Origin of the sequence: Micromonospora sp. NPDC051296, from assembly GCF_040682255.1 — a bacterium.
Taxonomy (GTDB): domain Bacteria; phylum Actinomycetota; class Actinomycetes; order Mycobacteriales; family Micromonosporaceae; genus Micromonospora; species Micromonospora craterilacus.
Map to the genome: position 1 here is coordinate 1 of NZ_JBFBAO010000228.1, position 11,472 is coordinate 11,472.

Genomic DNA, 11,472 nt, shown 5'->3' on the forward strand with positions numbered 1-11,472 from the left:
AACGCCCGGTTACATTCCGAACCCGGAAGCTAAGCCCTCCAGCGCCGATGGTACTGCACCCGGGAGGGTGTGGGAGAGTAGGACACCGCCGGACACACGTTACAGTCGAGGGCCGCCCGGAATGGGCTGGCCCTCGACTGCGTTGCGCCGTGGAACGGCGTACTCAGGAAGGATGTACCTGTGAGTTCAGGACCTCAGGGCGGAGACCGTCCCCGGGGCTACGAGGGTCGGCCCGGCGACCGTGACGGCGGTTCCCGTCGTGATGACCGGCCGTCGGACCGCGACGACCGCGGGCGGGAGCGTGGCTTCCGCGGCGACGGCGACCGCTCCCGGTCCGGTGGCTTCCGGCGGGACGGCGACCGCCGTGAGGGCGGCTTCCGCGACGGCGACCGCGGTGCCGGTGGTGGTTTCCGTGGCGAGCGCCGCGACCGGGGCTTCGGCGCCGGCCGCGAGGGCTCCCGCGACGGTGACCGTGGTGCGAGTGGCTTCCGCGGCGAGCGCCGCGACGGCGACGACCGGCAGGGCGGCTTCCGTCGGGACAGCCGCGACAGCGGCGAGCGTCCGAGCAGCTTCCGCGACGGCGACCGGCGTTCGGGCGGCTTCCGCGACGGCGACCGGCGTTCCGGCGGGTTCCGTGACGGTGAGCGCGGTGCGAGTGGCTTCCGCGGGGAGCGCCGTGAGGGCGGCTTCCGTGACGGCGAGCGCCGCGACGGTGGCTTCCGCGGGGAGCGCCGCGAGGGCGGCTTCCGCGACGGAGAGCGCCGTGACGGGGGCTTCCGCGGCAACGACCGCCGCGACGGTGAGCGCCGTGAGGGCGGCTTCCGTGACGGTGACCGTCGCGACGGTGGTTTCCGTGGGGAGCGCCGGGACGGCGGGTTCCGCGGCGGTGACCGTTCCGAGGGTGGGTTCCGTGGCGAGCGTCGAGACGGCGGCTTCCGCCGTGGCTCCGACGAGCGGGACGGCTCTCGTGGTGGCCAGGGGCGCTACGACGGCGACCGCCAGGGCCAACGCGGCGAGGGCGGTTTCGCGCGTCGCGAGGGTGGTTTCCGCGACGGTGAGCGCCGCCAGGGTGGCTTCGGCGACCGGGACCGTGCCCCGCGTGCGGGTGGCTCCGACTCCGGCGAGCGCCGCGACGGCGGCTTCCGTCGCGACGGTGAGCGCCGTGACGGCGGGTTCCGGGCCGACCGGCGCGACAGTGGCCCCCGCGAGGGTGGAGGCTTCCGGCGCGGTGAGGGCGGCTTCGGCGGCGACCGCCGCGAAGGCGGCTCCCGGCCGGACCGCCGGGACGGCGGGTACCGGCCCGAGCGCCGCGACGGTGAGCGTCGTGAAGGCGGCTTCCGCAGCGGCGACAGCCGTGAAGGTGGCTTCCGGGGCGGTGAGCGTCGCGAGGGTGGCTTCCGTGGTGGCGAGAGCCGCGACGGCGGGTTCCGCGAGCGTCGTGAAGGCGGCTACCGGGGCGGCGAGAGCCGTGAAGGTGGCTTCCGCGGCGGCGAGCGTCGCGAGGGCGGCTTCCGGGGCGGCGAGCGTCGTGAGGGCGGTTTCCGTGGTGGCGAGAGCCGCGACGGCGGGTTCCGCGAGCGTCGTGAAGGCGGCTACCGGGGCGGCGAGAGCCGTGAAGGTGGCTTCCGAGGCGGTGAGCGTCGTGAGGGTGGCTTCCGGGATCGGGACCGTTCCCCGCGCGGCGAGGGCGGTTTCGGTTCCGGTGACCGCCGCGAGGGCGGCTTCCGCCGGGGGGCCGAGGAGCGGGGCGGCGACCGCCGGGAGCGTGGTTTCCGGGACGACCGGGAGCGGCGGGACGGCCCGGAGCAGGGCGAGGGCGGGGGTACGCGGACTCCGGTGCTGCCCGACGAGATCGTCGCGACCGACCTGGACAAGGATGTTCGCGCCGAGCTGCTGTCCCTGGCGAAGCCGGTTGCGGAGACCGTGGCGCGGCACCTCGTGGCGACCGGCCAGCTGATCGACGAGGAGCCGGCCGAAGCGCTCGCCCACGCACTGGCCGCACGTCGGCTCGCGTCGCGTATCGCGGCGGTTCGGGAAGCGGTCGGCCTGGCCGCGTACCACAACGGGGAGTGGCAGACGGCGATCGCCGAGCTGCGGACGTACCACCGGATGACCGGCCTGCAGAGCCACCTTGCGGTGATCGCGGACTGCGAGCGGGCGCTGGGCCGGCCCGAGCGGGCGATCGACCTGTTCCGCGGCGCGGAGCAGGAGAAGCTGGATCCGGCTGTCGCGATCGAACTGCTGATCGTGGCGGCTGGCGCGCGGGGCGACCTCGGCCAGCGGGACGCGGCCGTGGCCATGCTCCAGGTCCGCGAGCTGACGGCCGAAACGGCCGAGCCGTGGACGGCCCGGCTGCGGTACGCGTTCGCTGACGCGCTGCTGGCGGTCGGACGGCGTGCGGAGGCCCGCGAGTGGTTCTCCCGTGCGGCGGAGGTCGACACCGACGCGGAGACCGACGCGGCGGAGCGGCTGCTCGAACTGGATGGCGTGGTCATCGAGGGCGACGACGAGGACGAGGTGGCCGAGGAACTGGCCGCCGATCCTGGTGCTCCCGGCGCAGTGCCGGCGCGACCGGACGTCGACGTGTCCGGGGCAGCGACCGACGACCTCACCGAGGACGTCGCGGAGGACGACCTGGCTGAGGACGACCTGGGCGAGGACGACCTGGGCGAGGACGACCTGGGCGAGGACGATCTCACCGAGGACGACCTCGCGGAGGACGACCTCGCGGAGGACGACCTCGCGGAGGACGAGCAGACCGGAGCGGATTCGGTCGAGGACGGCCCGGCCGCGGAGCTCGAGGCCGAGCCGGAGGTCGTGCCGACCGACGGTGGGGAACGCGCCGAGGGCGAGCGCCCTCAGGAGTCGCAGGCACAGCCGCGATGACCGATACCGGGAATCGGCTGGTCGACGGTTACGCCCTGGTCGTCTTCGACCTGGACGGGGTGATCTACCTGATCGACCGGCCGATTCCCGGCGCGGTCGAGGCGGTCGCCCGGCTGCACGGCGAGGGCCGGGCCGTGGCGTACGCGACGAACAACGCCTCGCGTCGGGCCGGCGACGTCGCCGACCTGCTCACCGGGATGGGTGTGCAGGCGCGGCCGGACGAGGTACTGACCGCCGCGGTCGCCGCCGCCCAGTTGTTGGGCGAGCGGCTGCCCGCCGGCGCGCCGGTGCTGGTGGTGGGTGCCGAGGCGCTGCGGTCCGAGATCCGCGCGGTGGGTCTGACCCCGGTGTCCAGCGCCGACGAGTCGCCCGCCGCGGTGATCCAGGGCTACGGCCCGAAGGTGGGCTGGGCCGACCTGGCCGAGGCCGCGGTGGCCGTGCGCGGCGGGGCGACCTGGATCGCCACCAACACCGACCGGACGTTGCCCAGCGGGCGTGGTCCGCTGCCGGGCAACGGTGCGCTGGTCGCCGCGCTGGCGACCGCGCTGGACCGGGAACCGGACGAGGTCGTGGGCAAGCCCGCGCCGGAACTGTTCGCCACCGCCGCCCGGCGGGCCGGCGAGGGGCGGACGCTGGTCGTGGGCGACCGGTTGGACACCGACATCGAGGGCGCCAACCGGGCCGGCCTGGACAGTCTGCTGGTGCTCACCGGTGTCAGCGACGTCCCTGAGCTGCTCGCCGCCCCGTCGCAGCAGCGACCGACGTACGTCTCCTGGGACCTGACCGGGCTCTTCGATCCGGCCGAGGTGGTGCGGGTGCCGGCGGCCGGGGCGGACAACGGCGGCTGGCACGTGGTGGCCGGGACCGACGGTTGGGAGTTGTCCGGGTCCGGACGGCCGCTGGACGCGCTCGCGGCGCTCTGCGCGGTGGCGTGGGGGCGTGGCCTGGACGGCCGGCCCCGATCGGCGTCGCCGGAGGCGGCGAAGGCGCTGGAGTCTCTCGGCCTGGCGTCCTGAACGCAGGCCCGTCAGCGTGACCAGCCCGGCAGCCTGACGGGTCTGGCGCGCTCAGAGCAGCTTGCGCAGCTTGATCAGGTCGAACGGGTTGGCCTTGATCGACACTCGGCGGTTGGCCACCGCGCGGGTGACGTCGAGTTCCCCGTGGACCAGGGCGATCAGGTCGTCGCTGGTGGTGGTCATGGCGATCTTCGCCTTCGGGTCGTCGCCGTCGGCCAGGTCGATCAGCCGACCGTCGGTGAGCCGGCCGTGGAAGGCGGTTTCCAGGTCGGTGACCCGGCAGGCCAGGGTGCGGTCCAGGTCGACATGCTCGCGGACGGTCTCCGCGTTGCGTTCGAGCCGGGCGGCCAGATCCTGCAACGCCTGCCGACACTCGTCCACGGTGGCCAACATCGTCTCCTCGCCCCACACCACGTCGTCTCCCGGGCACGGTACCGCACGGGGTGGTCCCGGCGGCCCGGTAGCGTGACACCTGCAGACCCGCCGGGTGAAAGGACTCAGGCATGCAGGACGCGTGGCGCGCCTACCTCGAACTGGCCATGGGCCTGACGGAGGCGCCCCGGAAGAAGGCGCAGGACGCGGTCCGTCGGGCGATGGGCTCGACCGGCGCGACCGCGGCCCAGCTGCAGATGCTTGCCGAGGAGCTGCGCTCGACCGGGGCGGCCAACCGGGAGGCGCTGACCAAGCTGGTGCGGTTCGAGGTGGAGCGCGCGCTCGGCGCGGTGGGTCTGGCCACCGCCGACGAGGTAGCCGAACTGGACCGGCGGGTACGCGAGTTGGAGCGCCAGCTCCGTGCGGCCGCCGGCGTCGCCACCGCCCCGACCGGCGAGGTGAAGGCCGCCGGCGGGGCTGCGGCCGCGACGCCGCCGCCCCCGACCAAGGCGGTGGCGAAGAAGGCCGTGGCGACCAAGGCGGTGGCCAAGAAGGCCGTGGCGACCAAGGCGGTGGCGAAGAAGGCGGTAGCCAAGAAGGCGGTGGCGAAGAAGGCGCCCGGCACGGTGGCCCGTACCGATGGCGGTGCGGCGGCTGCGGCGAAGGCCGCGCCGGCGCGCCGGCCGGGACCGGACGGGGCCGCATGACCGCGCCGCTGCGGCCCGGGCCGCCGCCGGGCCCCCGACCGGGGCCGCCGCCGCCGCGTCGATGGTCCGGTGACGAGGCCGACGAGGCCGGTCACCCGGCGGTGGACGCCGCGGTGCAGGCGATGGCCAACGCCGCGACCCTGGCTCCCGCCGACCAGATCGCGCAGTACGAGGCCGCGTACCAGACGTTGCGGGAAACGCTCGCCACCATCGACCAGGCCTGAGGAGGCCGTCCACCCATGGCACGTCGTAACCGGTTGGACGCCGAACTCGTCCGCCGTGGCCTGGCCCGCTCCCGTGAGCAGGCGGTCGCGCTGGTGGAGGCCGGTCGGGTTCAGCTGCGGGGGGTGCCGGCCCGCAAGGCCGCGGCGATGGTCGACCCCGCTGATCCGCTCCTGGTAACCGGGGAGGATCCCACCTCGGCGTACGTCTCCCGGGGCGGGCACAAGCTGGCCGGGGCGCTCGCCGCGTTCGCTGCGGGCGGGCTGGCCGTGGCCGGCCGGCGTTGTCTCGACGCCGGCGCGTCCACCGGCGGCTTCACCGACGTGCTGCTGCGCGCGGGCGCGGCCGAGGTGGTCGCGGTCGACGTCGGCTACGGTCAGCTCGCCTGGTCGTTGCGCAACGACGCGCGGGTGCGGGTCTTCGAGCGCACCAACGTCCGGACGCTGACGCCCGAGGCGGTCGGCGGTCCGGTCGACCTGACCGTCGCGGATCTGTCGTTCATCTCGCTGCGGCTGGTGCTGCCGGCCCTGGCCGCCTGCACCCGGGCCGACGGCGACCTTGCGCTCATGGTGAAGCCGCAGTTCGAGGTGGGCCGGGAGCGGGTCGGCGCGGGCGGGGTGGTGCGCGACCCGGCGTTGCGGGCCGAGGCGGTGCTCGATGTCGCGGCGGCCGCCGCGACGCTGCGGCTGGGGCTGGTGGATCTGGCCGCGAGTCCGCTGCCCGGGCCGAGCGGCAACGTCGAGTTCTTCGTATGGTTACGCCGGGACGCGCCATCGGCCGACCCGGAACGGGTGCGGGCCGTGGTGGCGGCCGGGCCGCAAGGTCCGGCGGCGTTCGGCGACGTGCCGGACGAGGCGACGGAGGAGGTGGCCGGGTGACCCGCACCGCCCTGCTGGTGACCCACACCGGGCGTCGGCGCAGCACCGAGCACGCGCGTACGGTCGCCGCGGATCTCATCGCCGCCGGTTTCGAGGTGCGGGTGGTGGCGGAGGAGGCCGAGGACCTCGACCTGCCGGGCGTGGTGCCGGTGACCGGTCTGGAGGCGGCCGAAGGCGCCGAGATCGTCTTCGCGCTCGGCGGGGACGGCACGTTCCTGCGCGCCGCCGAGCTGGCCCGGCCGGCGAAGGTGCCGTTGCTCGGCATCAACCTCGGCAAGGTCGGCTTCCTCGCCGAGGCGGAGATCGGTGATCTCGACCTCGCGGTGCGGGACGTGGTGGGTCGCAACTACAACGTCGACGAGCGGCTCACCATCGATGTGACCGCGGAGTTCGACGGCGGGCCGACGATCGAGTCGTGGGCGCTCAACGAGATCAGTGTGGAGAAGGGTGAGCGGGCTCAGATGCTGGAGTTGCTCGTCGATGTCGACGGGCGTCCGCTGTCCCGCTATGGCTGCGACGGGGTGGTCTGCGCCACGCCGACCGGCTCCACGGCGTACGCGTTCTCGGGTGGGGGGCCGGTGGTCTGGCCCGAGGTGGAGGCGTTGCTGCTGGTGCCGATCAGCGCGCACGCGCTGTTCAGCCGGCCGCTGGTGACCGCGCCCACCTCCACGTTCTCGATCACCGTGGACCCGTTCACCACTCTCGCGGTGCTCTGCTGCGACGGGCGGCGGGTGTACGACCTGCCTCCGGGGGCTCGGGTGACCGTGCGGCGGGGTGCGCTGCCGGTGCGGATCGTGCGGTTGCGGGACCGGTCGTTCACCGACCGGTTGGTGGCCAAGTTCGACCTGCCGGTGCACGGCTGGCGGGGCAACCGCCGCTGAGCGGATTCGGGTGGGTGCGCGGACCGATCGGGTCCGTCGGGCCGTCCCGGTGTCGGTGCCGCCTCCGGCCTGGGGTGTCGCTGGTCGGGCCGGGGGCGGTGCGGTCGCTCGACGGTGCCTGGTGTCGGCATCGGCCGGACGGCGGGCGCCGTGCCGGCTGGTCAAGTGTCGGGGCACGCGTCTACTGTCGGTTGCTGTGCTGGAGGAGCTGCGCATCACCGGACTGGGCGTCATCGAGGACACGACGCTGCCGCTGACCGGCGGCATGAACGTCATCACCGGCGAGACCGGTGCCGGCAAGACGATGGTGGTGACCGGTCTCGGCCTGCTCTTCGGTGGCCGGGCCGACGCCGGGCGGGTTCGCGCCGAGCCCGGCCGGGCCGTCGTCGAGGGTCGGCTGCGGCTCGACGGTCGGGTGGCCGAGGCGGTGCACGCCCGGATCATCGACGCCGGCGGCGAGCCCGATGAGGACGGCTCGGTCCTGCTGAGCCGTACGGTCACCGTGGAGGGTCGCTCCCGGGCGCATCTGGGTGGGCGGGGCATGCCGGTGTCGATGCTCGGCGAGGTGGGCGAGCAGGTGGTGGCCGTGCACGGTCAGTCCGACCAGCTGCGCCTGCTGCGCCCGGCCGAGCAGCGGGCCGCGCTGGACCGGTTCGCCGGCCCGGAGCACGAGAAGCTGCTCGACGCGACGCGGGAGGCGTACACGCAGTGGCGGCGGCTGGTCGACGACCTGGCGGACCGGCGGCGCAACGCGCGGGAGCGGCACCAGGAGGCGGATCTGCTGCGGTTGGGCCTCGACGAGATCACCCGGGTCGATCCGCAGCCGGGTGAGGACGACGAGCTCAAGGCGGAGGCGCAGCGGCTGGAGCACGCGGAGGGTCTGCGTACCGCGGCGCAGCTGGCCCACCAGTGCGTGGCCGGCGGGTTGGAGGCCACCGACGACACGCCGGACGCGTCGGCGTTGCTGGGCACCGCCCGGCGGACGCTGGAGGCGCAGGCCGGCACGGATGCGGCCCTCGGTGAGCTGGCGGCCCGGCTGGAGGAGGCGGCCACCCTGGTCGCCGACGTCTCGGTGGAGCTGTCGACGTACCTGGCCGGGCTGGACGCCGACCCGGCCCGCCTGCAGGTCCTCTACGAGCGGCGGGCCGCGCTGCGCGCGTTGACCCGCAAGTACGCCGACGACGTCGACGGCGTGATCGCCTGGGCGGATCGGGCCCGGACCCGGCTGGCCGACCTGGACACCTCCGACGAGCTGCTCGACGAGCTGGATCGGGAGGCGTCCCGGCTGGCCGGCGAGGTGGCCGAGGTGGCCGGCCGGCTGTCGGCGTCCCGGCAGGAGGCGGCGGTGCGGTTCGCCGAGCAGGTCACCGTCGAGTTGGCCGGGCTGGCCATGCCGCACGCGCGGGTCGAGGTGGCGGTGCTGCCCCGGCCGGCCGGGCGGGCCGAGCCCACGTTGCCGGTCAACGGGGTGGAGGTCGGTGTCGGTCCGGATGGTGGCGACGAGGTCGAGTTGCGGCTGCTGGCCCACCCGGGGGCGCCGTCGCTGCCGTTGCAGCGGGGTGCCTCGGGGGGTGAGCTGTCCCGGGTGATGCTCGCCATCGAGGTGGTCTTCGCCGGTTCCGGCGGGCCGCCCACCCTGGTCTTCGACGAGGTCGACGCGGGCGTCGGCGGCCAGGCGGCGGTGGAGATCGGCCGGCGGCTGGCCCGGCTGGCCCGCAGCCACCAGGTGCTGGTGGTGACGCACCTGCCCCAGGTGGCGGCCTTCGCCGACCGGCACCTGGTGGTGGCCAAGGACACCGGCGGCGCGGTGACCACCAGCGGGGTGCGGGTGGTGGAGGACACCGAGCGGGCGCGCGAGCTGGCCCGGATGCTGGCAGGTTTGCCGGATTCCGATCTGGGTATCGCACACGCGGAGGAGTTGCTGGTCGTGGCGGCCAGGGAGCGGCGTTCGTGAGGCCGCGATTGTGAGCGGAGGCACACCAGCCTTCGCCGTCATGTGCTTCCCTGGGTAGGCGGCCCTGCTCAGGCATGTCGCGACAGATTCGCCTGCCTCACATGCCAGGATGGTCACGATGCGTCTACCCACGTTGCGCCGGACCCGGAACGCGGAACCGGGACGAATCCTCGGCACCGCACGCCTTGATCGTCGTACGAAGCGCCTGGTCGGCCGGCTCCGCCCCGGCGACGTCGCGGTGATCGACCATGTCGACCTGGACCGGGTCGCCGCCGACTCGCTGGTCGCGGTCGGTGTCGGCGCGGTGCTCAACGCCAAGCCGTCGGTGTCCGGCCGCTATCCGAACCTCGGGCCGGAGGTGCTGATCACGGCGGGCATCCCGCTGCTGGACGACCTCGGCGAGGGCATCTTCGAGCGGATCCGCGAGGGCGACACGGTGCGGATCGAGGGCAACACCGTGTACCTGGGGGACGACCCGGTGGCGCACGGCAGCCTGCAGGACGCGGAGAGTGTCGCCAAGGCCATGACCGACGCCCGGGAGGGCCTGTCGGTGCAGTTGGAGGCGTTCGCCGCCAACACCATGGACTACCTCAGGCAGGAACGCGACCTGCTGCTCGACGGTGTCGGCGTGCCGGAGATCCGCACCGAGATCCAGGGCCGGCACTGCCTGATCGTGGTCCGCGGCTACGACTACAAGGCCGACCTGGACGTGCTGCGCCCGTACATCCGGGAGTTCAAGCCGGTGCTGATCGGCGTCGACGGGGGCGCGGACGCTCTGGTCGAGGCGGGCTACACCCCAGACATGATCATTGGCGACATGGACTCGGTCACCGACGACGTGCTGCGCTGCGGCGCCGAGGTGATCGTGCACGCATACCCCGACGGGCGGGCCCCCGGGCTGCCCCGGGTCAACGGCCTGGGGGTGTCGGCGGTGACCTTCCCCGCCGCCGCCACCAGCGAGGATCTCGCGATGCTGCTGGCGGACGAGAAGGGTGCCTCGCTGATCGTCGCCGTGGGCACCCACGCCACCCTCGTCGAGTTCCTCGACAAGGGGCGCGGTGGCATGGCGTCGACGTTCCTGACCCGGCTCAAGGTCGGCGGCAAGCTGGTCGACGCCAAGGGCGTCAGCCGGCTCTACCGGCAGGGCATCTCGGGTTCCTCCCTGTTGTTGCTGGTGCTCTCGGCGGTCGCGGCCATGGCCTCGGCGGTGGCCGTCTCCACCGTGGGGAAGGCGTACCTGGGTGTGGTCTCCGAGTGGTGGGACAATTTTGTGTTCCAGCTCGGCCAGCTCTTCTAGCTCCCGACCGATCAAGAGGCTGCAAGCGTGATCAACTTCCGGTACCACGTGGTGTCCCTGACCGCGGTTTTCCTGGCGCTGGCGATCGGCCTGGTCGTCGGCACAGCGGCCCTCAACGGCCCGGTCGCGGATTCGCTCAAGGAGACCGTCAACTCGCTGCGCAAGGACAACCAGCAGATGCGCCAGCAGATGCAGAGCATGCAGCGGGAGTTGGAACTGGAGGAGGAATTCGCGGCCGAGATGGCGCAGATCACACTGCCGGGCAAGCTGGCCGGCAAGCGGGTGCTGGTGCTGACCACGCCGACCGGTCGTGACCACGCCGAGGGTGTGCTCAAGATGCTGCAGCTGGCGGGTGCCGACCTCACCGGTCGGGTCGACCTGCAGGACAAGTTCATCAACCCGGAGAACAACAACAACCTGCTGGAGTTGGCGGTCACCGCAGCCCGGCCGACCAGCGCCCCGACTGCCGGCCTGCCCGGCAACGGCCACGGCGTGGAAACCTCCAGCGCCCTGCTGGCCACGGTGCTGCTGGACCGGCCCGCCGGCTCGGAGCCGGTCACCGAGGCCGACCGGCGGGCGGTATTGGCCGCGTACAGCAACGCGAACTACCTGACCACCGCCGAGCGGATCACCGCTGCGGCGGAGGCGGTGGTGGTGGTCAGCGGGCAGCCGTACGTGGACAAGGACTCCGCGAAGAAGGACGAGTCGGTGGTCAAGGTCGCCGAGCAGTTCGACCGCACCGGCGGGATCGTGGTGGCCGGCAACGGCTCCGCCGGTGGCAACCTGGTGGCCTTCGTCCGCGGCGACGCCGTGCTCGCGCAGACCATCTCGACCATCGACAACGCCAACACCGTGCAGGGCCAACTGGTCACCACGCTGGCGCTGGTGCAGCAGCTCGCCGAACGCAAGGCCGGGCAGTACGGCGTCGGCGACAACGCCGCCTCGTTGGTGCCTAGACTGCCCCAGTGAGCCGACGGTGCACCCTGGTGTCCGATTCTGACGATGGCCGCCGGTAGGCGGGAGGGGAGGGCGTGAGCGTGCTCGGTCGACTGCTGGTGGCAGGCATCGGGGCGGCTGCCGCCCGGTACGCGCTGCGTGAGGTCCGTACCTCCCCGGCCGGGCCGGGGCTGGAACGGACGAACTTCCGGGGCCGCACGGTCACCCTGGCCGCCGGCCCGGCGCTGGCGGCGGGCGCGTCCGGCGCCGCCGTCCTGCTGGTCACCGTGGCGGCCGTGGTGCTGATCGGCACCGTGCTGCCG

General features: G+C 73.7%; 11 protein-coding genes, 1 rRNA gene and 1 pseudogene. 11 read left to right on the top strand and 2 right to left on the bottom strand.

Translation table 11 applies throughout. The annotated features are described in order from the left end of the window. Positions 1 to 94 (top strand): 5S ribosomal RNA (gene rrf / locus AB0M52_RS22200); the annotation flags it as partial. Between the two features lie 92 nt (positions 95 to 186). On the opposite strand, the gene AB0M52_RS22205 is transcribed toward rrf, so the two are convergent. Further along, entirely contained in the window at positions 187 to 1,989 is a 1,803-nt protein-coding gene (locus AB0M52_RS22205) for a hypothetical protein (RefSeq protein ID WP_363956731.1), read from the bottom strand. On the opposite strand from AB0M52_RS22205, the gene AB0M52_RS22210 reads away from it, so the two are divergent. Further along, on the top strand, positions 1,924 to 2,886 hold the full coding sequence (locus tag AB0M52_RS22210; RefSeq protein ID WP_363956734.1) for a Replicase polyprotein 1ab: 963 nt from the start codon (positions 1,924 to 1,926) through the stop codon (positions 2,884 to 2,886). The two genes, AB0M52_RS22205 and AB0M52_RS22210, sit on opposite strands and share 66 nt — an antisense overlap. Continuing rightward, positions 2,883 to 3,902 carry an HAD-IIA family hydrolase gene (locus tag AB0M52_RS22215; protein ID WP_363956736.1) on the top strand — a complete coding sequence of 340 codons (1,020 nt, stop codon included), beginning with the start codon at positions 2,883 to 2,885 and terminating at the stop codon, positions 3,900 to 3,902. The genes AB0M52_RS22210 and AB0M52_RS22215 overlap by 4 nt, the downstream gene beginning before the upstream one ends. A 51-nt stretch (positions 3,903 to 3,953) precedes the next feature. Here AB0M52_RS22215 and AB0M52_RS22220 read toward each other — a convergent pair whose 3' ends face one another. After that, positions 3,954 to 4,292, bottom strand: coding sequence for an SCP2 sterol-binding domain-containing protein (locus AB0M52_RS22220; RefSeq protein ID WP_363956757.1), 339 nt, complete (start codon positions 4,290 to 4,292; stop codon positions 3,954 to 3,956). A gap of 113 nt (positions 4,293 to 4,405) precedes the next feature. On the opposite strand from AB0M52_RS22220, the gene AB0M52_RS22225 reads away from it, so the two are divergent. From AB0M52_RS22225 to AB0M52_RS22260, 8 genes and pseudogenes are all read left to right on the top strand, one after another. Then, the gene (locus tag AB0M52_RS22225; protein ID WP_363956738.1) at positions 4,406 to 4,981 is read left to right on the top strand and encodes a hypothetical protein; all 576 of its coding nucleotides are present in this window, start codon (positions 4,406 to 4,408) and stop codon (positions 4,979 to 4,981) included. Continuing rightward, on the top strand, positions 4,978 to 5,205 hold the full coding sequence (locus tag AB0M52_RS22230; RefSeq protein WP_363956741.1) for a hypothetical protein: 228 nt from the start codon (positions 4,978 to 4,980) through the stop codon (positions 5,203 to 5,205). The genes AB0M52_RS22225 and AB0M52_RS22230 overlap by 4 nt, the downstream gene beginning before the upstream one ends. Before the next feature lie 15 nt (positions 5,206 to 5,220). Further along, the gene (locus tag AB0M52_RS22235; RefSeq protein WP_363956744.1) at positions 5,221 to 6,081 is read left to right on the top strand and encodes a TlyA family RNA methyltransferase; all 861 of its coding nucleotides are present in this window, start codon (positions 5,221 to 5,223) and stop codon (positions 6,079 to 6,081) included. Further along, the gene (locus AB0M52_RS22240; RefSeq protein ID WP_363956746.1) at positions 6,078 to 6,962 is read left to right on the top strand and encodes an NAD kinase; all 885 of its coding nucleotides are present in this window, start codon (positions 6,078 to 6,080) and stop codon (positions 6,960 to 6,962) included. Before AB0M52_RS22235 ends, AB0M52_RS22240 begins: the two co-directional genes overlap by 4 nt. A 196-nt stretch (positions 6,963 to 7,158) precedes the next feature. Next, on the top strand, positions 7,159 to 8,916 hold the full coding sequence (recN, locus tag AB0M52_RS22245) for a DNA repair protein RecN (RefSeq protein WP_363956749.1): 1,758 nt from the start codon (positions 7,159 to 7,161) through the stop codon (positions 8,914 to 8,916). Between the two features lie 118 nt (positions 8,917 to 9,034). Next, a complete protein-coding gene (gene steA / locus AB0M52_RS22250) occupies positions 9,035 to 10,213 on the top strand; it encodes a putative cytokinetic ring protein SteA (RefSeq protein WP_363956752.1) in 1,179 nt (392 codons plus the stop codon). Between the two features lie 27 nt (positions 10,214 to 10,240). After that, positions 10,241 to 11,182 (top strand): copper transporter, encoded by a 942-nt coding sequence (locus AB0M52_RS22255; RefSeq protein WP_363956754.1) that lies wholly within the window; start codon positions 10,241 to 10,243, stop codon positions 11,180 to 11,182. Positions 11,183 to 11,244: 62 nt separating this feature from the next. After that, positions 11,245 to 11,472: pseudogene (locus AB0M52_RS22260) on the top strand (hypothetical protein); the annotation flags it as partial.